Raw genomic sequence first — 22,895 nt, 5'->3', positions numbered from 1 at the left:
GGAAGACGGGAGCTGGCGGTGGCGTCACAGCCGTGGACTTCAGGCATGCGTTCAGCCGCCGAGAGCGACACCGTAGCGGACCGGCAGGTGCCGCAGCCGTCGGTGCTTCTGGTCGAGGACGATCCCGGCGATGCCCTCCTGGTCGAGGAGCTCGTCGCGGACAGTGCTTTGAAGATGCGACTGCAGTGGGTGCGTTCCATGGCCCAGGCGCGTGAGGCGCTGGCCTTCGAGATGCCGGACTGCGTGCTGCTCGACCTGCATCTGCCGGATGCCCGGGGGCTGGAAGCCGTCTCCGTGATCCAGTCCCATGCCGAACAGGTCGCCGTCGTCGTGCTCACGGGCCTCGCGGAGGAGGAGACCGGCCTCGCCGCCGTGGCCGCTGGGGCCCAGGACTACCTCGTCAAGGGCCGTGTCGAACCGGAGCTGTTCGGCCGGGCCGTGCGCTACGCGATCCAGCGCAAACAGGCCGAGCAGGCGGCCGTCGCCCTGCAGGCCAGCCAGATGCAGGCACAGGAGAACGCCAGGCTGGAGCGGGGACTGCTGCCCAGGCCACTGCTGAGGAGCGCGGGCGTCGACGTCGTGGCCCGCTACCGGCCCGGCCGCGCCCGAGCCCTCCTTGGCGGCGACTTCTACGACATCGTGCAGAGCGCGGACGGCACCGTGCACGCGCTCATAGGGGACGTCTCCGGCCACGGGCCCGACGAGGCGGCCCTCGGCGTGGCACTGCGCATCGCCTGGCGCACGCTGGTGCTCAGCGGCATCACCGGCCCCGAACAAGTGGTTCGGCTCGAGGAGATCATGCTGGCGGAGCGGGTGAAGCCGTACGTCTTCGCCACGCTGACGAGTCTCTCCGTCCCGGCGGGGGCACAGCACGTGCGGGTGACGCGCGCCGGCCACCCCGGGATGCTGCTGCGCACCGTCGAGGGCGGCGTCGAGTGGGTGGAGGTGGCCGGCGGTCCTGCCCTGGGCGTCGCGCCGGGCGTTCTGCTCTGGCCGGTCGAGGAATTTCCTCTTCCGGCCGGCTCGGCCCTGGTGCTGTTCACCGATGGTCTCTTCGAAGGGCATGTCGGCCATGGCCGCGAGCGGTTGGGTGAAGCGGGACTACTCGGCCTGGCAAGGGAGTTGACCGCGCTGGCACCCGAGGCTTTTGTCGACACGCTGATCCAGCGGGCCGAGGACCTCGCCGAAGCACAGGGCGGTCTGGCCGACGACGTGGCCGTGGTTCACCTGCGCTGGCGTGGCGCCGAAGACGGGAACAACGGGAACGGCGGGAACGGCGGGAACGACGGGAACGACGGGAACAACGGGAACAACGGGAACGACGGGAACGACGGGGACAGAGACGCAGACGGGCGGACGGAAACTGTGGCCGGGGGCCGCCACAAGAACGGCATCGGGGAGCAACGCCGTGGCTGAGACGACGAGCAGGGCATGGATCGGCCGTCGTCTGACGGTGCGGGGCTGGTTCCAGCTGGTGCTGGCACTGATGGTGCTCCTGGTGGTGGCCGGCACCGTGGTCGGCGCCCGCCTACTGGGGCAGACCGCGGACGTGACCGACCAGTTGGTCGATCGCCTCCAGCCGGCCCGAACGCAGGCGTACCGACTGCAGACCGCTCTGGTGAACCAGGAGACCGGCGTCCGGGGCTACGCCATCACCGCCGACCGCCAGTTCCTGGATCCCTACACCCAGGGCAAACGGGACGAGGCCCGCGCTGCCGCTCGGCTGCGCGACCTCATCGAAGACAGGCCCCGGCTGATGGCGGACCTCGACGCGGTCCAGCGGGAGGCGGCGGACTGGCGGCGCGCGTACGCCGAACCGCTGGTGTCCGAGGTCACGCCCGGTGCACCAAGCTCGGTCGCCGAGGAGAACGCAGGGCGCGGCAAGGAGGTCTTCGACCGGATCCGCACGGTGTGGTCCGCGCAGAACGCCGACCTGGCCCGGGCCGTCGAGGTCGGCAAGGACGAGTTGGACAGCACCCGCTCGGTGCGGACCGCGATCCTCGGTGCCATGGTGGCGGTCTTCGTCCTTGCCGGGGCCGCCCTGGCGTTCCTGGTGCACACACTGGTGGCCCGTCCCCTGGAGGCTCTGCGCGTCTCATCGCGGCAGGTGGCGCGCGGCGATTTCGACCACGTCATCACGGTCGACGGTCCCGCGGACCTCAGGGCGGTGGCAGCGGACGTGGAGGATATGCGGCAGCAGATCGTGGAGGAACTGGAAGCCTCACGCCGCCAGCGGGACGCGCTGACCCAGCAGGCGGCCGAACTGGACTCCCAGGCCGTGGAACTCCGCCGCTCCAACGCCGAACTGGAGCAGTTCGCCTACGTCGCCTCCCACGATCTGCAGGAGCCGCTGCGCAAGGTCGCCTCTTTCTGCCAGCTCCTCGAGAAGCGGTACGCGGACGCGCTCGACGACCGGGCCAAGCAGTACATCGACTTCGCGGTCGACGGCGCCAAGCGCATGCAGGTCCTCATCAACGACCTGCTCACCTTCTCCCGTGTCGGGCGCCTCAACGACGCCCGGGTGCCCGTCGACCTCGACCAGTCCCTCAGCAGAGCGCTGGCCAACCTGGACGCCTCCGTCCAGGACACCGGCGCGCTCGTCGAACGCCCCGGGAAGCTGCCCGAGGTCATCGGCGACCCGACGCTCCTGACGATGCTCTGGCAGAACCTCGTCGGCAACGCCGTCAAGTTCCACCACCCCGAGCGCACCCCGCGGATCCGGATCACCTGCGAGGCGGACGAGAGCTCCGGTGCCTGGAATCTCCGCGTCACCGACAACGGCATCGGTATCCCCGAGGAGTTCGCGGAGAAGGTCTTCGTGATCTTCCAGCGGCTGCACGGCCGCGACGCCTACGGGGGCACCGGCATCGGCCTTGCACTGTGCAAGAAGATCGTCGAACATCACGGCGGCCACATCTGGGTGGACAGCGGCTATGCCGGAGGAACGCGTATCTGCTTCACCCTGCCGTACGGCACCGACACCGGCACCGACGCCAACACCGCCGCCGACACCGGCACCGACGCCAACACCGCCGCCGACACCGCGGAGGACACCGCACCCCGCACCGAGGAGAAGGCCCTGACATGACCACCCCTTCTGCCACGCCGATCGATGTGCTTCTCGTGGAGGACGACCCGGGCGACGAGCTGATGACGCGCGAGGCTTTCGAGGACAACAAGATCCGCAACAAGCTGCACGTGGCCCGGGACGGCGAGGAAGCGCTCGACTTCGTCTATCAGCGCGGTGAGTACGTCGGAGTACCGCGTCCCGACCTCATCCTGCTCGACCTCAACCTCCCCAAGTACGACGGGCGCCAGGTCCTGGAGAAGATCAAGTCGGACCCGGACCTGAAGGACATCCCGGTGGTGGTACTCACCACGTCGGCGGCGGAGGAGGACATCCTGCGCAGCTACAAACTGCACGCGAACGCCTACGTCACCAAGCCGGTCGACCTCGACCAGTTCATCGCCGCGGTACGCCAGATCGACGACTTCTTCGTCCAGGTGGTACGCCTGCCACGCCGCAGAGGCTGAGGGGCCACGCCACGTCCTCGGAATCCACGTAGCCACGGCGGTGAGTGCGGGACTAGATTTCTCGCTCGTGACTGAGACTCCCTCCTACCTGAGCACGACGGCGGATGCCTACGATGCCGTCGCCGTCCTCTATGACGAATTGTTCCGTGACGCTCTCGACGCCCGTCCGCTGGATCGTGCGCTGCTCGCCGCGTTCGCCGAGCTCGTGCTGACCAACGGCGCCGGACCCGTGGCCGAGTTGGGATGCGGCCCTGGGCAGGTGACGGCGCACCTGCGGGATCTGGGCCTGGACGTCTCCGGTGTCGACCTGTCGCCGGTGATGATCGATCTCGCCCGTGGGAACTTCCCGGACCTGAGGTTCGATGTCGGTTCCATGGACGCCCTGGACCTGGTCGACGGTGGGGTGAACGGCATCGTGTCGTGGTACTCGATCATCCACACGCCACCCCGGGACCTGCCTGCGTACTTCACCGAGTTCCGCCGGGTACTCGCACCCGGCGGTCACCTCCTGTTCGCCTTCTTCGAGTCGGAGGAGGAGCCGGTCACGCCGTTCGACCACAAGGTGGCGACCGCGTACCGGTGGCCGATCGACGCCCTCGCGGGAATGGCCCGCGACGCCGGGTTCGCCGAGGTCAGCCGGATGCTGTGCGAGCCGGAAGAGGGCGAGCGGCAGTTCCGTCAGGGACGTCTGCTGATGCGCGCGGGGGAGTGACCCGGGCGGACGCGTGGCGATCGCGCGGCGATAATGAACTCGCCCGCGCCGGGCGCTGAACCTATTCTCACCGGAGCGGGATCGCGCGGTCCCGCAGGTTGCGGCGCCGTGGCAGAGCGGTCCATTGCGATCGGCGTGGGGGAAGCCCCTCTCACGCCGACTGACGGGAGCCGGGCGGGCCTTGTCCTTCCCTGTCCGCGGGTTCGAATCCCGTCGGCGCCGCAGCCGACCCAGAGTCTGAGCCCGTCGCCCGCCTCCGCTGACTGGAGCCCGCATGAGCACCCCCGCCCCCGCCGCTCCGGTGTTCGTCGGGCCCGAACAGACCACGGCCGTCGGGCGGGGGCAGATCAGCGTCCTGTGGTCGCTCGGCGGCCGTACGCGGGATCTCGACGCCGACGCCGTCCGGCTGGCTCCGGGTGCGAGCACCGGCGAGCACGCGGAGGACGACTTCGGCGTCCTGCTCACCGTGCTGACCGGCACCGGTGAACTCCGCACCCAGGACGCGAACTGGCAGCTCACGCCCGGTTCCCTCGCCTGGCTTCCCGCGGGGGCCACCCGCCGCGTGGACGCTGGGGAGGAGGGGCTCGTCTACACGACGGCCCACCGCCGCCGCCCGGCCCGTGGTACCGGTACGGATACCGCCGGTGGCTTCGACGCGGGAGAGCCGGTGTGTCTGCTCGGCCGGGTCTGTCCCGAGTGCGGCCGTCTCGCCGCCGAACGCGATGCCCTCTACTGCGCCCGCTGCGGAACACCGTTGGCCGACTGAAGGGCCCACGCGGAAGGCGGCAAGCCGACCGGTGGCACGCGGCTCCCCGCCCGTCCATCCACGGTCCTCCTCCAACGGTTCTCGGCAACGTAAGACAGGAGCCCCTCACGATGTCCGAAACGAACGCGGGTCGTCCCGGTGCGCAGGACGTCCTGTCCGGTGACCACCGCTCCGCGCACCTCCTCGCCGAGAACGTGCACTGCGTGCTCGGGGACCGGACGGTGCTGCGCGATGTCTCGCTGAAGGTGTCCCGGGGCGAGCGGGTCGGCCTGATCGGCGAGAACGGCCGGGGCAAGTCGACGTTGCTGCGCGCCATCGCCGGTGAACTGCCGCTGCAGCGGGGTCAGGTCGTGCGGGCGGTCGCGGGCCAGGTGGGGTTCCTGCCGCAGGAGCCCGGCTTCCCGGCCGGTCTCACCATCGAGGACGTGCTCGCGCGGGCGACCGCCGAGTTCCGCGACATGACCGAACGCATGCGCGCAGCCGAACAGTTGATGTCATCGGGAAAGGACGATCTGAGCGAGGTGCTCAGTGAGTACGGGCGGCTCCAGGACGAGTTCGCCCGACGGGGCGGCTGGGAACTCGACGCCCGCGTCGGCGAGGTGTTGGACGTGTTCGGTCTCGGCGCCCTGGACCGGCAACGGCCCACCGAGACGCTGTCGGGCGGTGAGCGATCCCGCCTGGCGCTCGTCGAACTGGTCCTCGCCGAACCGGCCGGGCTGCTCCTCGACGAGCCGACGAACCACCTCGACGACCGCGCGGTGGACTGGCTCGTCCCGTGGCTGGCCCAGTACCAGGGGCCTTGCCTCATCGCGTCCCACGACCGCGTACTGCTTGACACCGCCGTCACCGCCATCGTCGACCTGGACGGCCCTCGCGGCACCACCGTGCGCTACGGCGGCGGCTACCGCGACTACCTCGACGAACGCGCCGCCGCGCAAGCACGCTGGTGGCAGGAGTACCGCGACTGGCGCCAGGAGCTGGCGGAGACCCGGCGACGGCTCGACAAGGCCGACAGGACCGGCCGCACCTTCGGCGGGATGCGGGACAGCGACAAGCTGTCCTACAACCTCGCCGGAGGCGCTGCCCAGGCTGCCGCGGCCCGCGCGACCCGCGCGGCTCGGCAGCGACTGGGGCGGCTCCTCGACGAGGAAGTGCGGCGCCCGCCCCAGCCGCTGGCCTTCAAGGCGCCGGAGAGCGAGAGTGCCGAGCTGCCCGACGGAGCGCTGCTCCGGGCCGAAGGCCTGGTCGTCGGCGATGTCGTGCGTGGTGTGGACCTGGAGCTCGCTCCTGGTTCGCTGCACGTGATCACCGGACCGAACGGCGCGGGCAAGTCCACGCTCCTGTCCGTCCTGGCAGGCCTTCGGGCCCCCGACGCGGGGACGGTCGTACGTGAACCGGGGCTGAGCATCGGGTACTTGCCACAGGAGAGTGACTTCTTCCAGGAGCGGCGCGGCGTACTGGACACCTTCGCCGCACACCGCGCCGCCTATGTCGACGACGCCGCGAGGGAGCTGACCCGGTTCGGTCTGTTCGGGATCGCGGACTTCGACGTCCCGGTGAACCGGCTTTCCGTCGGCCAGCTGCGCAGGCTCGAACTCGCGCTGCTGTTCTCACGGCGCCCCAGCCTCCTGCTGCTCGACGAGCCCAGCAACCACCTCAGCCTGGCTCTCGTCGAGCAACTACAGGAAGCCGTACGGCAGTTCACTGGGCCGGTGGTGATGGTCACCCACGACCGGGCCCTGCGCGAACGCCATCGCGAGAGCCTGCTGGAGCTGGTCGAAGGACGGCTGATCCGGCCTGGTCCGAACGAGAGGCCCTAGTTGTCCACGTCTCCGTACGCCGTGCCGACCTTGAGTCCGTCGACCCAGTTGATGACGCGCTTGTCCTTGACCTCGGAGCCGTAGGAGCCGAACCGGGTGTCGTTGCCCAGGTCGTCCCAGGTGCGACCGGAGAACTCGGCGACCTTGGTGCCGTTGTAGAAGGCCGTCACCCAGCCGTCGGAGGCGTCGGACGAGGTGTGGATGCCGAGCACGATGCGCTTGTACGTACTGGTCGTGACGGGTGTCGACCACTTCAGCGTCCACTTCTCGCCGACCTCGATGTGGAACAGCTTGAGCACGCCGCCCTCGACCTTCATCAACACCGGGTAGTTCTGCTGGTGTTGATCGTTGGTGCCGTACGACTTCCACTGGAAGATCGTGCCCGCGTCCGGGGTGTTGGTGGAGGTGTCCCAGCCGATCCAGTACGTCGAGTTGTTCTTGAACGTGTACCGCGAACCGCCGACGCTGATCCCGTGGGCCTCGCAGCGCTGGAGGCCGAGCGGCTTGTTGAACTTGAAGACCTGGCCGCGGCCGTCGCCGTTGTCCTGCGTGGAGACGCTGCCGGGGGCGTCGCAGAGGGTCGATGAGAACACGCCGGTCCCTCCGGAGGCGTCCCCGTCCCAGATGACGGAGGCGTCGGCGGGGGCGGCGGTGAGCAGGACCAGAGAAGAGGCGGCGGCCGTGAGCGCGCCGTTTCGCTTGCGCATGTGGGGGCTCCTTGCGAGTGGGGGGAGGGGGCTCGCGGGGCTGTGTGCCATCCGTGCGACGGGTGGAGAGTAAACGGTTTCTAGCATGGCTATGACTGAACACTCAATAGAGAAGCGCCAGTTGAGCGTCGCCACATAGAAACCGGTATCTGTCGCAAGCCGGTCCGTCGGGGGTGGTGACGTCGCGTCATCGTGCCTCTAACATCCGATGTACCCGCCCCCATGTCTCCCTCGTGACGCACAGGACACTCAGAAGGGCCCTTAACATCCGATGAATCAATCCGGGACCTGGGGCAGTCGTAGAGGAGATTCGTGATGCGCAAGGTGATCGGCGTCATGCTTGCCCTCCTGCTCGCCGCCGGAGCAGCAGTGGCAAGCCCTCACCCGGCGGTCGCCGCAGCGGTCGCCACGCAGCCGGACCGGGCCGACGGCCCACGTACGCAAGGCATTCCCGGCGAGATCGAGCCCAGCGACGACAAGGACCTCGCGGCCTGGCAGCAGCTCCAGTTCGGCATGTTCATCCACTGGGGCCTGTTCTCCGAGCTGGGAGGCGTGTGGAAGGGCAAGCCGGTCACCAAGGGCTACAGCGAACAGATCCAGATGTGGGCCGACATCTCCGAGGATGAGTACCTGGAAGTGGCCGAGCGGTTCCGGCCCGACCGGTTCGACCCCGCGGAGATCTGCTCCCTCGCGAAGCGGGCGGGGATGCGCTACGTGGTCATCACCAGCAAGCACCACGACGGATTCTCCATGTTCGACACCGACACCACCGGCTACGACGTCGTCGACGCGACCCCCTACGGCAAGGACCCGCTGAAGGCGCTCGCGAACGAATGCCGCAGCCAGGGGCTGAAGTTCGGCTTCTACTTCTCGCTCGTCGACTGGCACCAAGGCCACGACTTCGACGGCGACAACAACAATCCGATCCCCGCATCGATGGAGCCGGTCATCGAGGGGCAGCTCCGTGAGCTGATGACCAAGTACGGGGACATCGCCGAGGTGTGGTTCGACATGTCCTCGCCCACCGCCGCTCAGAGCCGGAAATTCGCCGGGATCGTCCGTGAACTCCAGCCGAAGGCGGCGATCAACAGCCGGGTGTGGAACAACAAGGGCGACTTCCGGACCCTCGGCGACAACGAGATCCCCGCGGTGGCGCTCGACGGCGCCTGGCAGACACCCGCGTCGATCTACCACGACACCTGGGGCTACCGCAGCTGGCAGAAGCGGGACGACCTGCCCGGCAAGATCAGGGACCTCGTCGGCGGACTGACCGGCGTGCGCGCCCGCGGTGGCAACTACCTGCTCAACATCGGCCCGCGCGGCGACGGTTCCGTCGTGGAGTTCGAGGCGGACGTCCTGCGCGGCATGGGCGACTGGCTGGATCGCCACCCCGACGCCGTACTCGGCGCATCGGCCACCCGCTTCGGGGGCCGGCCCTGGGGCGAGGTCACCGTCAACGACCGCGACCTGTTCCTGCACGTGTCCAAGTGGCCCAAGTCCGGTGAGCTTCGGCTGCCGGGCCTGGCCACCTCCGTACGCAAGGTCCACGAGGACGGCTCGAAGGACCGGCTCGACTGGCGTCGGGACGGGGACGACCTCGTCGTGACGCTGCCCGAGAGCCCGCGCGACCAGGTGCTGCCCGTGGTGAAGGTCGAACTCGGCGGCAAGCTTCGGATCATTCCGGAGCACACGGTCGCCCTCGGCCCGGACAAGGCCGCCGTCCTGGACACCGCCGACATCGAGCACGGCTACAGCTACGCCGACGACGGCAGCTACTCGAGCACCCACCGCACCACAGTGCGGCACACCGGCCATATCAGCGCCACCCGAGCCGAGCGGCTGTCGGTGGAGGTCCGAGGCGAGGCGAGGCCGGAGGCGGTCTACCGGGTTCAGGTCGGCAAGCACTCCCGGGTGGTGAAGGGCGCGGACCTGACCCGGCGCGCCGTCGGCCCCTTCGCCGTACGCGGAGGGAAGGTGACCCCCGTGACCATCACCCTGGCAGGGCCGGAGCACGCAGGGGAGGAACTCGGCCTGCGCCTGGACTCGTTGCTGGTCACAGCTGAGTGACGGTCATCCGAGTACGAGCGGGAGCTTCGCGGCCAGACCTTCAAGGCCGCCCAGTTCGGTCTGTTCCGCGTCGGTGGGGGTACGCCGTCCGGTGCCGATGAGCAGCGCGTCCGTGTCGGAGAACGACGCGGGGAACACGGCGCCGGCGATCTCCTCCAGCATCTCGCGGCTCCGGGCGAGGCACTCCGGGGGCGGTCCGGCCACGTGCGGGAGGTGCGCGATCAGGTCGAGGTGGTGCAGGGTCCATTCCATGACGTACGTCATGAGGTAGTCGCCCGCGGTGAGGACCTCGTCGCGGGTGCTCACCCGGGCGCCGGGATCGGCGAGTTCGGCGGCGCGGCCCGCGGCGGAGCCGACGTCGTCGAGGTGGAACTTGAGCAGCCAGGGCTCCTCGTACGCGGCGGCGAGGCGGACGGTCAGCGCGTCGAGCGGGTCCTCGCCGGTCGGCGGCGTCGTGGTGACGTCCCAGTAGGTCGACGCGGTGCGGGTCGGCTCCCTGTCGGCGGGGGTCACGAGGGTGATCAGGACGTCCTGGGCGTCGATGACGAGATGGCACGCCAGGTCCCGCACGAGCCACCCGGTGCAGCCGGAGGGCCGCGCGAAGTCCTCGTCCGGGAGTTCGGCGACGGCCGTGCGCAGCGCCGTCCATGAGCGTGAGAAGAGATCCACGCCGCAAAGGTAGTGCGATGCCACAGAGCCGGACAACCGCATTCGAGCGCCTCACGTGGCCGGGCCCGGCCATTCGGTGCCGGACCCGGCCACCTGGCCGGTGGCCGAGCGCGGTCGGACAGTAGAGTTCGAGTGCGCCAGCCCCCGAAGACCGAGGTACCGTCCGTGACCCCCGCCCCCACCGCACACCCCGTCCCGCCCGCAGTGAGCGTGGTGGGCATCGGAGCCGACGGGTGGGCGGGACTGCCCGACGCGGCGCGCACGGAACTCACCGAGGCTCAGGTCCTGATCGGCGGTCGGCGCCAACTGGACCTACTCCCTTCGCAGTGCACGGGGCGGCGCGTGCCGTGGCCCTCGCCGCTGAGGCCCGCCGTTGCGGACCTGCTCGCCGCGCACGCGGGCAGCAAGATCGCCGTCCTGGCCAGTGGCGACCCGATGTACTACGGAATCGGCCGAGCTCTCACAGAGGTCCTCGGCCCCGACCGGCTGCGCGTCCTGCCCCACCCGTCGTCCGTGTCCTACGCCTGCGCCCGCGTCGGCTGGCCGCTGGAGGACACCGAGGTCATCACCCTGGTCGGGCGGCCCGCCGCCCGCCTCGCCGCGGCCCTGCACGACGGCCGGCGGCTCCTTGTGCTCAGCGCCGACGCCTCCACACCGGCCGCGGTCACCGCGCTGCTGCGCGAACACGGCTTCGGGCCGAGCCCGGTCCGCGTCCTCGAACAGCTCGGCGGCGAGGGCGAGGCGCATGTCGAAGGAATCGCGGACACCTGGGCGCATCCGCCCGGGGACCCGCTGAACGTCATCGCGATCGAATGCCGACGCGCCCCCGACGCCCTGCGCGTCGGCGCCGTCCCCGGACTGCCGGACGACGCGTACGAGAACGACGGGCAGCTCACCAAGCGCCACGTCCGGGCCGCCACCCTCGGCGTCCTCGCACCGGCCCCCGGCGAGCTGCTGTGGGACATCGGCGGCGGATCGGGGTCCGTGGCGATCGAGTGGATGCGGACCCACCCCTCCTGCCGGGCGATCACCGTGGAGCGCGACCCGGCACGGGCGCAGCGCATCGAGCGCAACGCCGCGCACCTCGGGGTGCCCGCCCTGCGCGTGATCACCGGCCGGGCACCTGCCAGCCTGGCCGAACTGCCCACGCCCGACGCCGTGTTCATCGGGGGCGGCCTTACCGCGCCCGGCCTTCTCGACGCCTGCTGGGAGGCGCTGCCCACCGGTGGCCGCCTGGTCGCCAACACCGTCACGCTGGAGTCCGAGGCACTGCTCGCCGAGCGATACCGCCGACACGGCGGTGACCTGGTCCGCCTCGCCGTCGCGCACGCCGTGCCCGTCGGCGGCTTCACCGGCTGGCGCCAGGCGATGCCGGTCACCCAGTGGTCCGTACGCAAACCGTCGACGACCCCGAGCCCGCCCCCCACCGCGGATCGCTCAGCAGAAGCCCCCGCAGAACCCTCAGGAGACAACAGATGACCGTGTACTTCATCGGCGCGGGGCCCGGTGCGGCCGACCTGATCACGGTGCGCGGCGCCCGCACGCTCGCCGCCTGCGGGGTGTGCCTGTACGCGGGCAGTCTGGTGCCCCGCGAACTGCTCGCCGAGTGTCCGAAGGACGCCCGCCTGATCGACACCGCGCAGCTGGACATCGACCAGATCACCGCCGAGCTCGTCACCGCGCACCAGCGGGGCCACGACGTGGCCCGTCTGCACTCGGGCGACCCTTCCGTCTTCAGCGCCGTCAACGAGCAGATGCGGCGCCTCGACGAGGCGGGAGTGCCCTATGAAGTGGTGCCGGGCGTGCCCGCGTTCGCGGCCGCCGCGGCGGCGCTCAAGCGGGAGCTGACGGTGCCGACCGTCGGCCAGACCGTCATCCTCACCCGGATCGCCAACCGGGCCACCGCGATGCCCGAGGGCGAGGACCTGGCCACGCTGGGACGCAGCGGGGCCCTGATCGTGCTCCACCTGGCCGCCAAGTACGTGGACCGCGTGGTCGAGGAACTCCTGCCGCACTACGGGGCCGACTGCCCGACGGCCGTCGTGGCGCTTGCCTCCCGACCGGACGAGCTCATCCTGCGGGGGCCCCTCGACGAGATCGCGGAGCAGGTGAAGGCGGCGGGCGTGATCCGTACCGCCGTCATCATGGTGGGCCGCACGCTGGGCGCCGAACAGTTTCGGGACAGCCATCTCTACTCGCCTGGGCGCGAGCGCCACGCCTGCCAGTGACCTTTCGTTTCTGGCCGAATCGGTGCCATCGGAGACCGGTGACGTGAAGCGCCTCCGGCGCGAGCGGCATCGGGCCTACCGTGGGCGGACATGTGCAGGGCGAGCGGGTTGGCGAGCGGGTTCACGGGCGGGGTGGGCGTGGAGTGGCCCCAGTCGTCCCGGTCCGTGCGGGTCGGCGTCGCCAGGGTGGACGGCCAGAGCACGATCCGCGTGGCCGGCGAGCTGGACGTCGCCTCCGTGCCGGTCCTGGCCCGCGAGCTGGACCGCGCCGTGGAGGAATCCGCCGGCCGCGTGCTGCTGGACCTGAGCCGGGTGACGTTCTGCGGGACGGACGGAGTGGCCCTGCTCCTCGACAGCCGCCTGCGGGCAGCCGCCGCGGGCGGCAGACTGGTGGTGGAGCGGGCCCACAGTTCGGTGCTGCGCCCGCTTCTGCTGAGCGGGGACGAAGAGGGCCGCCGGATCGCCCGGGAACTGGCGACAACGCCGCTGTCGGAGAACGACCGGCGCCTGCGGCTGTCCGTGGTGTCGGCGGCGCTCTCGGCCGCGTTCGAGATCACCGGGGCGCCGATGGGCAACGCCCAGCTCTACGAGCCTGGGGGCGGCGTGCTGCGGATCGTGGCCCAACACGGCTTCCACCACCCGTTCCTGACCTACTTCGAGACGGTGGCCGACCGGGAGACCGCCTGCGGGGTGGCCGCACAGGACGGCAAACCGGTCCTCGTCGAGGAGGTGGCCGCCTCCCCGGTCTTCCTCGGCAACCCGGCGCTTGACGTGCTGGAGGAGGCCGGCGTCGGCTCGTGCGTCTCGGTCCCGGTCGCCTCCGGAACCGGCGCGCTGATCGGTGTGGTGTCCGTACACCACGCGCAGGCAAGGCGGTGGACGGACGAGCAGCGCCGCGCCCTGGAAGGACTCGCCCGCGCCGCCCTCTTCCTCTGCTGACGGCGGCCACCGGCAACCGGACTCCCTCAGCGCACGCTGCTGCGCCCGACGACCGTACCCGCCCGGTCGATACAGATGACGTCCACCGCGACCGGCGCGCCCCGCAGCACCGCCAGCGCCTCGTCACGCGCCGCCACCGCCACCAGATCCCCGAGCGGGACACCCCGCGCCTGGCACAACTGGAGTGCGGCGAGACCCGTGTTGGCGACCTCCACTTCGGCCGCCAGGGCCTCGTCCGCGCCGCCGCGCCGGGCGAGGGCGGCCAGGAACGGCTTGTCGACCTGGGAGCGGGCCGAGTGCAGGTCGAGGTGTCCGGCGGCGAGCTTCGACAGTTTCGCGAACCCGCCGCACACCGTGAGGCGGTCCACCGGGTGCCGCCGCACGTACTTGAGCACCGCGCCCGCGAAGTCCCCCATGTCAAGGAGGGCGATCTCCGGAAGGCCGTACTCGGCCACCACCGTCTTCTCCGAGGTCGAGCCCGTGCAGCCCGCCACGTGCGTATGCCCGGCGGCGCGTGCCACGTCCACGCCGCGGCGGATCGAGTCGATCCACGCCGAGCAGGAGTACGGCACCACGATGCCGGTGGTGCCCAGGATCGACAGGCCGCCCAGGATGCCGAGGCGAGGGTTCCAGGTGGAGCGGGCGATCTCCTCGCCGTGGTCCACGGAGATCGTGATCTCGACGTCTCCCGAACCCCGGTGCTCCGCGGCGACCCGAGCGATGTGGTCGCGGATCATCTGGCGCGGCACGGGATTGACGGCCGGTTCGCCGACGTCGAGCGGCAGCCCGGGCAGGGTGACCGTGCCCACGCCGGGCCCCGCCTTGAAGACCACACCCGAACCCGGCGGCAGCCGCCGCGCGGTGACCCGCACAAGGGCGCCGTGCGTCACGTCGGGGTCGTCGCCCGCGTCCTTGACCACTCCCGCCGTCGCCCGCCCCTCGGCCAGCTCCTCCACCGCGAGGGCGAAGGCCGGTGTCTGGCCCTTGGGCAGGGTGATGGTGACCGGGTCGGGGAAGTCGCCGCTGAGCAGGGCCGTATAGGCGGCCGTGGCCGCAGCGGTGGCACAGGCACCGGTCGTCCAGCCGGGCCGCAGACCGGTGTGCTTGAGTTGGGCGCTGCGCCCGCCCTTCGCCTCACTCATGGATGGATCCGATGCACGTACTGGTACTCGGCGGGACGACGGAGGCCCGCCGCCTCGCCGAGGAACTCGTGGAGGCGCTTCCCGCCCCGGCGAGGGTGACCAGCTCACTGGCCGGACGGGTGGCGAGCCCGAAGCTGCCCCCGGGCGAGGTCCGCGTGGGCGGCTTCGGCGGAGCCGACGGCCTGGCCGCCTGGCTGCGTACGCACCAGGTGAGCGCGCTCATCGACGCCACCCATCCTTTCGCCGAGACGATCAGTTTCAACGCGGCCACTGCTGCCGCTGCCGCCCATGTTCCCCTGCTCGCGCTGCGTCGGCCCGGCTGGGTGCCGGGCGAAGGCGACGCCTGGCACACGGTCGGCTCCCTGGCAGAGGCGGCCGACGCACTGCCCGCGCTGGGGCAGCGTGTCTTCCTCACCACGGGGCGCATGGGTCTTTCCGCCTTCGCCGCTCTGGACCAGCTGTGGTTCCTGATGCGTTCGGTGGACGCCCCGGACGCACCGCACCCCGCGCGGATGGAGGTCCTGCTCGACCGCGGCCCGTTCACCTTGGAGGGTGAGCGTGAGCTGATCCGCCGCCATCGCATCGACGTGGTCGTCACGAAGGACAGCGGCGGGGCCGCCACCGCCCCCAAGCTGGCCGCGGCCCGCGAGGCACGGATCCCGGTGGTCGTGGTGAGCCGACCGCCGGTGCCCGAAGGCGTGACAGTGGCCGGTACTCCGGAGCAGGCCCTGGCCTGGCTGCGCACACATGGCGGCAGCCAGGCCTAGCAGCACCGGAGGCTCAGTCCTCGGGATAGCGGCGGGGCGTCCACACGATCTGCTGTCCGTCGCCCCGCTGCTCCCAGCGGGTCTGCGAGGACCCGACGAGCAGGATCGTGCGCATGTCGACATCGGCCGGATCGAGATCGGCGAGCCGCACGGTGCGTACGCTCTCGGTCGGGCCGCCGACATCGCGGCCGAGCACCACGGGCGTGTCCGGCGAGCGGTGTTCGAGAAGCAGATCGCGGGCCTTGCCGACCTGCCAGGTCCGGCTGCGGGAGCCCGGGTTGTACAGCGCGAGCACCAGATCGGCCGATGCCGCCGCCCGCAGCCGCTGCGCGATCACCTCCCACGGCTTGAGCCGGTCCGAGAGCGAGATCGTGGCGTAGTCGTGGCCCAGCGGAGCACCCGCGCGGGCGGCGGCCGCGTTGGCGGCCGTCACCCCCGGCAGCACCCGCACCGGCAGATCCGCGTACTGCTTCTGCGAGGCCACCTCCAGGACGGCCGTCGCCATGGCGAAGATGCCCGGGTCGCCGCCGGAGACCACGGCCACGCGCCGCCCGCGCCGGGCGAGATCCAGGGCGAACTCGGCGCGTTCCGACTCGACCTTGTTGTCCGAGCCGTGCCGCACCTGCCCCGGGCGGACCGGCACCCGGTCCAGGTAGGTGGTGTAGCCGACCAGGTCGTCGGCGGCGGCCAGCACGCCACGGGTCTCGGGCGTGAGCCACAGCGGCCCGGCGGGACCCGTACCGACGACGGCCACCTCGCCGGTTTCCGGGGCGCGCTCGGGCCGGGGTGCGTCGATCCTGCTGGGCAGGACCGCGACCGCGAAGTACGGCACCGTGTCGGCGTCGACCGCGGCCAGCTCGTCGGTGCGCTCGCCTGCCATCGTGGCGCGCTCGACGTAGTGGGCCTCGGGCAGCCGCCCGGAGGCCTCGAAGGCGCGGCGTACCGCGGGGAACGTACGGCCAAGCTTCATCACCACCGCCGCGTCGGTGGCGGCGAGACGGGCGGTCAGCTCCTCCTCCGGCAGGGTGCCGGGCAGGATGGTGAGCACCTCCTCGCCCTCGGCGAGCGGAGTGCCGAGCCGGGCGGCGGCGGCGCTGACGGAGGTGACTCCGGGGATCACCTCGGTGGGATAGCGGTCGGCGAGCCGCTTGTGCATGTGCATGTACGAGCCGTAGAAGAGCGGGTCGCCCTCCGCGAGGACGGCGACCGTGCGTCCCGCGTCGAGATGCACCGCGAGGCGGGCCGCCGCCTCGGTGTAGAAGTCCTCCATCGCACCCCGGTAGCCACCGGGGTGGTCGGTCGTCTCCGTCGTGACGGGGTAGACCAGTGCTTCCTCGATGTGGTCGGCGCGCAGATGCTTGGCCGCGATGGACCGCGCGATCGACCGTCCGTGCCGGGCGCTGTGATAGGCGACGACATCGGCCTCGGCGATGACTTCCACCGCGCGCAGGGTCATGAGGGCCGGATCGCCGGGGCCGAGCCCGACACCGTACAGGCGGCCTGTCTTGTGCTCGCTCACGCTCATTCTTCCTCGCTGGCGATCGCGTTGAGTGCGGCGGCCGCGATGGCGCTGCCGCCCCTGCGGCCCCGCACGATCATGTGTTCAAGGCCTGACGGGTGCGCGGCCAGGGCGTCCTTGGACTCCATGGCGCCGACGAAGCCGACGGGCACACCGATGACGGCGGCGGGACGCGGTGCGCCCTCCTCGATCATTTCGAGCAGGCGGAACAGGGCGGTGGGCGCGTTGCCGACGGCTATGACCGCGCCCTCCATCCGATCGCGCCACAGTTCGAGGGCGGCGGCGCTGCGGGTGGTGCCGAGCTCGGCGGCCAGTGCGGGCACCGCCGGGTCGGACAGGGTGCACACCACGTCGTTGTCCGCGGGCAGCCGCTTGCGGGTGACGCCGCTCGCGACCATGGCCACGTCACACAGGATGGGGGCGCCGGCCCGCAGGGCCTCGCGGGCGCGGGCCACCACGTCCGGGGTGAAAGCGAGGTCGCGTACGAGGTCGACCATGCCGCAGGCGTGGATCATGCGGACCGCGACCTGGCTCACGTCGGCGGGCAGGCCCGCCAGATCCGCTTCCGCGCGGATCGTGGCGAAGGACTGGCGGTAGATCGCCGGTCCGTCCTTCTCGTACTGATGCACAGTGCGTTCGCTCTCTTGATAGGGCATGGAACAGTCAGGTGTCGCTGGGTCGTTCATGTCGTGTCAGCCGCGGGCCGCGGCCACGGCGGCGGCGAGCCCGCCGGAGCTGCCGGGGACGGTCACCGGAGCATCGCGATCCGCGCCGTGTACGCGGGAGATCTCATGGCCGTCAGGAGTGGCGACGACATCGACCCACTCCCCGTGGGGATGACCGCACCGGCGTGCGCAGCCGGACCAGTACACGGGCAGCGCCCCCACAGGCCCCAGGGCCGCCGTCGCCGCCGCGCGTACGTCGTCCAGGGACTTGGCGCAGCCGGGCCGACCGATACAGGCCCCCACCCCGGTCCAGGGCGAGTCGGATCCGACGATGAGGCCGGCGGCCCGCAGATCCTCCAGGAGTCGCACGGCCGCTCGCCGCTCGACTCCCGGCAGGACGACCCCGCGCCAGGGGGTCAGCCGCAGCTCGCCGCTGCCGCGGTGGCGGGCGGTGTCCGTCAGTGTCTGCCACTGGAGTGCGCTGACGCGCCCCAGGGGGAGGCCGAGGGACAGCGCCGCCGTGTCGTGCTTGTCGCGTTCGCTGCGGGGGCCGGGCACGACACCGAGGGCGGGGCCGCCCGGACCCTGGGGGAGCGGGGCGGTGGTGAGGGCGGGGCTGAACCCGGCCTGCCGCGACCGGCGTACGACCGCGTCGAGGAGGGGGCCGGTGCCGCCGGGCAGATCCGTCACCCGCCAGGCGCCCGCGTCGGGTGCCTGCTCCAGGAAGGTCTCGGCCGCCATGAGGGCGGCCCGCGGTGCCCGCGCGGCAGGTATCAGGACGGCGTCCCGCGCCGGGCCGATCCGCAGCAGTGCGTCTTCGTCGCCGCGCGCCGTCAGGGTCACGTCACCGCCCAGCGCACCCACGTCGCCCCGGCCGTCGTCGAGCGCGAACAAGAACCGGCCGGACAGGGCGGCGGCCTTGTCGCTGGTGCACAGCAGTTCGTCCAGAGCGGACAGCCACGGGCGGATGTCCCGCTCTCCCCGGCCGTCTAGCCCCGAAAGCGGTGAAGCCACCACGTTGCGCGCCCGCTCATGGCGTTCGGAGGGCAAAAGGCCCGATTCGCCCAGGAGATGGGCCAGTTCGCTCCCGCGGTCCGCGCGCAGACCGCGCAGCTGCACATTGCCGCGCGATGTGAGATGCAACTCGCCGTCTCCAAGGCGCTCGGCCAGATCCCGCAGCACGTCCGCCTGCCCCACGCTCAGCAGCCCGCCCGGAACGCGGACACGGGCCAGCGCCCCGTCGTCCGCCCGGTGCAGCCGAAGCGTCCCGGGGCAGGAGTCACCGCGGCTGCGGGCAGACTCGTCTCCCGGGAGCACTGGCGAGGGGACCGATGGGGGCATGGCGGCGAGCATACCGACCTATCGCAGCAGGTCCGCCTGCCCCCCGGTAGTTGCCAGGCCCTTAGTATTCCTAGCGACGGGCCAACCGGCCCGTCGTCGCCACAGACGGCGACAAGGGGAGGAAGCCCGGTGTGAATCCGGCGCGGTCCCGCCACTGTGAGCCCGGTCCTGGTGCCGGGTGAGTCAGGAACTCCCTTCCCCGAGCTCTCGTCCGCTCGAGCAGGGGAGACGCCATCGACACCACCCGGGGCGTGGACACCCCGAGGAAGGCCCGACGCCGCATGATCCTGCTCCTGTCGACGTCCGACACCGACCTGCTCAGCGCCCGCGCCGCAGGCGGACCGATCGCCTACCGCTACGCGAACCCCTCCCGGCTCCCGCTCGAGGACCTTCCGCAGCTCCTGGACGGCGCCGACCTGGTCGTCGTACGCCTGCTCGGCGGAGTGCGCGCCTGGCAGGAGGGCCTCGACCAAGTCATCGCCACCGGACGCCCCGTGGTCGTCCTCACCGGCGAACAGGCCCCCGACGCCCAGCTGATGGCCGCATCGACCGTCCCCATCGGCCTTGCCGCCGAGGCCCACGCCTACCTGGCCCACGGCGGCCCCGGCAACCTGGAGCAGCTGGCCCGGTTCCTCTCCGACACCGTCCTGCTGACGGGCCACGGCTTCGAACCGCCCGCCCCCGCACCCTCGTGGGGCCCGCTGGAGCGCACCGCCCGTCAGGTCGAGGGACCGACCGTCGCGGTGCTCTACTACCGCGCCCACCACATGAGCGGCAACACCGCCTTCATCGAGGCCCTGTGCCGCGCCGTCGAGGACGCCGGAGCCCGCCCGCTGCCGCTGTACGTCGCCTCGCTGCGTACCCCCGAACCCGAACTCATCGATGAACTGCGCGCCGCCGACGCGATCGTGACCACGGTCCTCGCGGCAGGTGGCACACGGCCCGCCGAGGCCTCGGCGGGCGGCGACGACGAGTCCTGGGACGCGGGCGCCCTCAGCGGCCTCGACGTCCCCATCCTCCAGGCGCTCTGCCTCACCAGCTCACGCAGCGACTGGGAGGACAACGACGAGGGCGTCTCCCCGCTGGACGCCGCGAGCCAGATCGCGGTCCCCGAGTTCGACGGCCGACTGATCACGGTGCCGTTCTCGTTCAAGGAGATCGACGAGGACGGACTTCCCGCGTACGTCGCCGACGCCGAGCGCGCGGCCCGCGTGGCCGGCGTCGCCGTACGGCACGCGCGCCTTCGCCACATCCCGGCCGCCGACAAGCGCATCGCGCTCGTCCTGTCCGCGTACCCGACCAAGCACTCCCGGATCGGCAACGCGGTCGGCCTCGACACCCCCGCGAGCGCCGTCTCGCTGCTGCGCCGACTCCAGGCCGAGGGATACGACTTCGGTACGGACGAGGTGCCGGGGCTTGTCTCCGGCGATGGTGACGAGCTGATCTACGCGCTGATCGAGGCAGGCGGCCACGACCAGGAGTGGCTCACCGATGAGCAGCTGGCCCGCAACCCCGTCCGCATCCCGGCGGCCGACTACCGCCGCTGGTTCGCCACCCTCCCCGCCGAGCTCCGCGAGTCCGTGGAGCAGCACTGGGGCCCCGCCCCCGGCGAGATGTTCGTGGACCGGTCCCAGAACCCGGAGGGCGACATCGTCCTCGCCGCTCTGCGCCGCGGCAACCTGCTCATCCTCATCCAGCCGCCGCGCGGCTTCGGCGAGAACCCGATCGCGATCTACCACGACCCCGATCTGCCGCCCTCGCACCACTACTTGGCCGCCTACCGCTGGATCGCCGCCTCCGCCGACGACAACGGCTTCGGCGCCGACGCGATGATCCACCTCGGCAAGCACGGCAACCTCGAATGGCTGCCCGGCAAGAACGCGGGCCTGTCCGCCGCCTGCGGCCCCGACGCGGCACTCGGCGATCTGCCCCTGATCTATCCGTTCCTGGTCAACGACCCGGGAGAGGGCACGCAGGCCAAGCGGCGGGTCCACGCCACCCTCGTGGACCACCTCGTACCGCCGATGGCCCGCGCCGACAGCTACGGCGACATCGCCCGTCTCGAACAACTCCTGGACGAGCACGCCCAGATCGCCGCGATGGACCCGGCGAAGCTGCCCGCGATCCGCGCCCAGATCTGGACCCTGATCCAGGCCGCCAAGCTCGACCACGACCTGGGGCTGAAGGACCGCCCTGAGGACGAGGGCTTCGACGAGTTCATCATGCATCTCGACGGCTGGCTCTGCGAGATCAAGGACGCCCAGATCCGCGACGGCCTCCATGTCCTGGGCGGCGCCCCGGCCGGTGCCGACCGCGTCAACCTGGTCCTCGCGATCCTGCGCGCCCGCCAGATCTGGGGCGGTACGGCGTCCTTGCCCGGCCTGCGCGAGGCGTTGGGCCTCGACGAGTCGGCGGCCACCCGCACCAGCGCCGACGAGGTCGAGGAGCAGGCACGTGCGCTGGTCCAGGCGATGGAGGATGCGGACTGGGCCCCGGACGCCGTGGCCTCGGTCGCGGCGGGCCACCCGCGGTCCGTCGCCGACATCCTCGACTTCGCCGCGAGCGAGGTCGTACCGCGCCTGGCTGCCACGACCGACGAACTGGACCACGCCGTCCACGCGTTGGAGGGCGGCTTCGTCCCGGCGGGGCCCTCGGGCTCCCCGCTGCGCGGCCTGGTCAACGTCCTGCCGACCGGCCGCAACTTCTACTCCGTCGACCCCAAGGCGGTGCCGTCGCGCCTGGCCTGGGAGACCGGCCAGGCCCTGGCCGACTCGCTCCTGGAGCGCTACCGCACCGACAACGGCGACTGGCCGACCTCGGTCGGCCTGTCCCTGTGGGGTACGAGTGCCATGCGCACCGCCGGTGACGACATCGCCGAAGCGCTCGCCCTCCTGGGCATCCGCCCGGTCTGGGACGACGCGTCGCGCCGTGTCACGGGCCTTGAGGCGATCCCCGCGGACGAGCTCGGCCGCCCGCGCATCGACGTCACCCTGCGCATCAGCGGCTTCTTCCGCGACGCCTTCCCGCACACCATCGGCCTCCTGGACGACGCGGTCCGCCTTGCCGCCTCGCTGGAGGAGCCCGACGAGGCGAACTTCGTCCGCGCCCACGCGCAGGCCGACCTGGCGGCCCACGGCGACGAGCGCCGCGCCACCACCCGCATCTTCGGCTCCCGCCCCGGCACCTACGGCGCGGGCCTGCTCCAGCTCATCGACTCCCGCGACTGGCGCACCGACGCCGACCTCGCCGAGGTCTACACGGTGTGGGGCGGCTATGCCTACGGCCGTGAGCTCGACGGGCGTCCGGCGCGGGAGGAGATGGAGACGGCGTACAAGCGCATCGAGGTCGCGGCGAAGAACACCGACACCCGCGAACACGACATCGCCGACTCGGACGACTACTTCCAGTACCACGGCGGCATGGTGGCCACGGTCCGCGCGCTGAAGGGCAGCGCCCCGGAGGCGTACATCGGCGACTCGACCCGGCCCGAGACGGTCCGCACCCGCACCCTGGTCGAGGAGACCTCCCGCGTCTTCCGGGCCCGCGTGGTCAACCCCAAGTGGATCGAGGCGATGCGCCGCCACGGCTACAAGGGTGCCTTCGAGCTGGCCGCGACGGTCGACTACCTCTTCGGGTACGACGCGACGACGGGCGTGGTCGCCGACTGGATGTACGACAAGCTCACCGAGACGTACGTCCTGGACCCGACCAACCGTGAATTCCTCCAACAGGCCAACCCCTGGGCCCTGCACGGCATCGCCGAGCGCCTCCTGGAGGCGGAGTCGCGCGGCATGTGGGCCAAGCCCGACCCGGCCGTGATCGAGGCCCTGCGCCAGGCGTACCTGGAGACGGAAGGCGATCTGGAGGGCGAGGACTGAGCACCGGCCTCCGGCCCGTGAACGAGGGGAGGGGCCCCCCCCCGCCCCCGGACGGGGCCACCCCCTCCCCCCCCCCTCCCTTTTCTCCCCGACCGCCCTCTTTTTCCGGTCTCCACGGCCCCCCCCCTTGCTTGCCCTTCC

18 protein-coding genes, 1 tRNA gene and 1 riboswitch are annotated in these 22,895 nt (G+C 71.4%); of the genes, 13 read left to right on the top strand and 6 right to left on the bottom strand.

Translation table 11 applies throughout. The features are described 5' to 3' along the window. The first annotated feature begins 45 nt into the window (after positions 1 to 45). From ACZ5CR_RS38565 to ACZ5CR_RS38535, 7 genes are all read left to right on the top strand, one after another. The gene (locus ACZ5CR_RS38565) at positions 46 to 1,416 is read left to right on the top strand and encodes a PP2C family protein-serine/threonine phosphatase (protein ID WP_468866553.1); all 1,371 of its coding nucleotides are present in this window, start codon (positions 46 to 48) and stop codon (positions 1,414 to 1,416) included. A 70-nt stretch (positions 1,417 to 1,486) separates the two neighbouring features. Further along, positions 1,487 to 3,088, top strand: a complete 1,602-nt coding sequence (locus ACZ5CR_RS38560; RefSeq protein WP_468866708.1) for a sensor histidine kinase — start codon at positions 1,487 to 1,489, stop codon at positions 3,086 to 3,088. Further along, the gene (locus tag ACZ5CR_RS38555; RefSeq protein ID WP_468866551.1) at positions 3,085 to 3,534 is read left to right on the top strand and encodes a response regulator; all 450 of its coding nucleotides are present in this window, start codon (positions 3,085 to 3,087) and stop codon (positions 3,532 to 3,534) included. Before ACZ5CR_RS38560 ends, ACZ5CR_RS38555 begins: the two co-directional genes overlap by 4 nt. Before the next feature lie 67 nt (positions 3,535 to 3,601). Further along, positions 3,602 to 4,246 (top strand): class I SAM-dependent DNA methyltransferase, encoded by a 645-nt coding sequence (locus ACZ5CR_RS38550; RefSeq protein WP_468866548.1) that lies wholly within the window; start codon positions 3,602 to 3,604, stop codon positions 4,244 to 4,246. Between the two features lie 102 nt (positions 4,247 to 4,348). Next, positions 4,349 to 4,468, top strand: a tRNA-OTHER gene (locus ACZ5CR_RS38545). Between the two features lie 52 nt (positions 4,469 to 4,520). After that, entirely contained in the window at positions 4,521 to 5,012 is a 492-nt protein-coding gene (locus ACZ5CR_RS38540) for a cupin domain-containing protein (protein ID WP_468866546.1), read from the top strand. A 110-nt stretch (positions 5,013 to 5,122) separates the two neighbouring features. Then, the gene (locus ACZ5CR_RS38535) at positions 5,123 to 6,832 is read left to right on the top strand and encodes an ABC-F family ATP-binding cassette domain-containing protein (protein WP_468866544.1); all 1,710 of its coding nucleotides are present in this window, start codon (positions 5,123 to 5,125) and stop codon (positions 6,830 to 6,832) included. Here ACZ5CR_RS38535 and ACZ5CR_RS38530 read toward each other — a convergent pair. Then, positions 6,829 to 7,539, bottom strand: a complete 711-nt coding sequence (locus ACZ5CR_RS38530) for a heparin lyase I family protein (protein ID WP_468866541.1) — start codon at positions 7,537 to 7,539, stop codon at positions 6,829 to 6,831. The genes ACZ5CR_RS38535 and ACZ5CR_RS38530 overlap by 4 nt on opposite strands. A gap of 315 nt (positions 7,540 to 7,854) precedes the next feature. Between ACZ5CR_RS38530 and ACZ5CR_RS38525 the strand changes: the two genes are divergently transcribed. After that, a complete protein-coding gene (locus ACZ5CR_RS38525) occupies positions 7,855 to 9,606 on the top strand; it encodes an alpha-L-fucosidase (RefSeq protein WP_468866539.1) in 1,752 nt (583 codons plus the stop codon). 3 nt (positions 9,607 to 9,609) lie between these two features. Here the strand turns inward: ACZ5CR_RS38525 and ACZ5CR_RS38520 are convergent, their stop codons facing one another. Further along, positions 9,610 to 10,275: a maleylpyruvate isomerase N-terminal domain-containing protein gene (locus ACZ5CR_RS38520; protein ID WP_468866537.1), complete on the bottom strand. Its 666-nt coding sequence runs from the start codon at positions 10,273 to 10,275 to the stop codon at positions 9,610 to 9,612. A gap of 165 nt (positions 10,276 to 10,440) precedes the next feature. Here ACZ5CR_RS38520 and cbiE point away from each other — a divergent pair, with 165 nt between their 5' ends. From cbiE to ACZ5CR_RS38505, 3 genes are all read left to right on the top strand, one after another. Then, the gene (gene cbiE, locus ACZ5CR_RS38515; protein ID WP_468866535.1) at positions 10,441 to 11,754 is read left to right on the top strand and encodes a precorrin-6y C5,15-methyltransferase (decarboxylating) subunit CbiE; all 1,314 of its coding nucleotides are present in this window, start codon (positions 10,441 to 10,443) and stop codon (positions 11,752 to 11,754) included. After that, positions 11,751 to 12,503 (top strand): precorrin-4 C(11)-methyltransferase, encoded by a 753-nt coding sequence (gene cobM / locus ACZ5CR_RS38510; protein ID WP_468866533.1) that lies wholly within the window; start codon positions 11,751 to 11,753, stop codon positions 12,501 to 12,503. Before cbiE ends, cobM begins: the two co-directional genes overlap by 4 nt. Positions 12,504 to 12,593: 90 nt before the next feature. After that, positions 12,594 to 13,442 carry a GAF domain-containing protein gene (locus ACZ5CR_RS38505; protein ID WP_468866531.1) on the top strand — a complete coding sequence of 283 codons (849 nt, stop codon included), beginning with the start codon at positions 12,594 to 12,596 and terminating at the stop codon, positions 13,440 to 13,442. A gap of 26 nt (positions 13,443 to 13,468) precedes the next feature. On the opposite strand, the gene ACZ5CR_RS38500 is transcribed toward ACZ5CR_RS38505, so the two are convergent. Continuing rightward, a complete protein-coding gene (locus ACZ5CR_RS38500; RefSeq protein ID WP_468866529.1) occupies positions 13,469 to 14,584 on the bottom strand; it encodes a cobalt-precorrin-5B (C(1))-methyltransferase in 1,116 nt (371 codons plus the stop codon). A gap of 11 nt (positions 14,585 to 14,595) precedes the next feature. On the opposite strand from ACZ5CR_RS38500, the gene ACZ5CR_RS38495 reads away from it, so the two are divergent. After that, a complete protein-coding gene (locus ACZ5CR_RS38495; protein ID WP_468866527.1) occupies positions 14,596 to 15,351 on the top strand; it encodes a cobalt-precorrin-6A reductase in 756 nt (251 codons plus the stop codon). Positions 15,352 to 15,364: 13 nt separating this feature from the next. Here the strand turns inward: ACZ5CR_RS38495 and ACZ5CR_RS38490 are convergent, their stop codons facing one another. The 3 genes from ACZ5CR_RS38490 to ACZ5CR_RS38480 form a co-directional block, all read right to left on the bottom strand. Next, complete coding sequence (locus ACZ5CR_RS38490) at positions 15,365 to 16,876, bottom strand: precorrin-2 C(20)-methyltransferase (RefSeq protein WP_468866526.1); 1,512 nt, start codon at positions 16,874 to 16,876, stop codon at positions 15,365 to 15,367. Continuing rightward, the gene (locus ACZ5CR_RS38485) at positions 16,873 to 17,499 is read right to left on the bottom strand and encodes a precorrin-8X methylmutase (protein WP_468866706.1); all 627 of its coding nucleotides are present in this window, start codon (positions 17,497 to 17,499) and stop codon (positions 16,873 to 16,875) included. Before ACZ5CR_RS38485 ends, ACZ5CR_RS38490 begins: the two co-directional genes overlap by 4 nt. A gap of 63 nt (positions 17,500 to 17,562) precedes the next feature. Beyond that, a complete protein-coding gene (locus ACZ5CR_RS38480; RefSeq protein WP_468866523.1) occupies positions 17,563 to 18,888 on the bottom strand; it encodes a precorrin-3B synthase in 1,326 nt (441 codons plus the stop codon). A gap of 68 nt (positions 18,889 to 18,956) precedes the next feature. Then, positions 18,957 to 19,088, top strand: a riboswitch (cobalamin riboswitch). A gap of 69 nt (positions 19,089 to 19,157) precedes the next feature. Between ACZ5CR_RS38480 and cobN the strand changes: the two genes are divergently transcribed. Further along, positions 19,158 to 22,754 (top strand): cobaltochelatase subunit CobN, encoded by a 3,597-nt coding sequence (cobN, locus tag ACZ5CR_RS38475; RefSeq protein ID WP_468866704.1) that lies wholly within the window; start codon positions 19,158 to 19,160, stop codon positions 22,752 to 22,754. The last annotated feature ends 141 nt before the right edge of the window (positions 22,755 to 22,895 follow it).

It is taken from the genome of Streptomyces sp. NPDC031274, from assembly GCF_055570235.1.
Note: the sequence above shows the minus strand (reverse complement) of the source record. Positions and strands in the feature narration are given on the sequence as shown.

What these genes read in the sequence shown, in the direction of transcription:
- ACZ5CR_RS38565 (WP_468866553.1), top strand. Translation starts at nt 46, where the DNA reads ATGCGTTCAGCCGCCGAGAGCGACACCGTAGCGGACCGGCAGGTGCCG.
- ACZ5CR_RS38560 (WP_468866708.1), top strand. Translation starts at nt 1,487, where the DNA reads ATGGTGCTCCTGGTGGTGGCCGGCACCGTGGTCGGCGCCCGCCTACTG.
- ACZ5CR_RS38555 (WP_468866551.1), top strand. Translation starts at nt 3,085, where the DNA reads ATGACCACCCCTTCTGCCACGCCGATCGATGTGCTTCTCGTGGAGGAC.
- ACZ5CR_RS38540 (WP_468866546.1), top strand. Translation starts at nt 4,521, where the DNA reads ATGAGCACCCCCGCCCCCGCCGCTCCGGTGTTCGTCGGGCCCGAACAG.
- ACZ5CR_RS38535 (WP_468866544.1), top strand. Translation starts at nt 5,123, where the DNA reads ATGTCCGAAACGAACGCGGGTCGTCCCGGTGCGCAGGACGTCCTGTCC.
- ACZ5CR_RS38530 (WP_468866541.1), bottom strand. Translation starts at nt 7,539, where the DNA reads ATGCGCAAGCGAAACGGCGCGCTCACGGCCGCCGCCTCTTCTCTGGTC.
- ACZ5CR_RS38525 (WP_468866539.1), top strand. Translation starts at nt 7,855, where the DNA reads ATGCGCAAGGTGATCGGCGTCATGCTTGCCCTCCTGCTCGCCGCCGGA.
- cobM (WP_468866533.1), top strand. Translation starts at nt 11,751, where the DNA reads ATGACCGTGTACTTCATCGGCGCGGGGCCCGGTGCGGCCGACCTGATC.
- ACZ5CR_RS38505 (WP_468866531.1), top strand. Translation starts at nt 12,594, where the DNA reads ATGTGCAGGGCGAGCGGGTTGGCGAGCGGGTTCACGGGCGGGGTGGGC.
- ACZ5CR_RS38500 (WP_468866529.1), bottom strand. Translation starts at nt 14,584, where the DNA reads ATGAGTGAGGCGAAGGGCGGGCGCAGCGCCCAACTCAAGCACACCGGT.
- ACZ5CR_RS38495 (WP_468866527.1), top strand. Translation starts at nt 14,596, where the DNA reads ATGCACGTACTGGTACTCGGCGGGACGACGGAGGCCCGCCGCCTCGCC.
- ACZ5CR_RS38490 (WP_468866526.1), bottom strand. Translation starts at nt 16,876, where the DNA reads ATGAGCGTGAGCGAGCACAAGACAGGCCGCCTGTACGGTGTCGGGCTC.
- ACZ5CR_RS38480 (WP_468866523.1), bottom strand. Translation starts at nt 18,888, where the DNA reads ATGCTCGCCGCCATGCCCCCATCGGTCCCCTCGCCAGTGCTCCCGGGA.
- cobN (WP_468866704.1), top strand. Translation starts at nt 19,158, where the DNA reads ATGATCCTGCTCCTGTCGACGTCCGACACCGACCTGCTCAGCGCCCGC.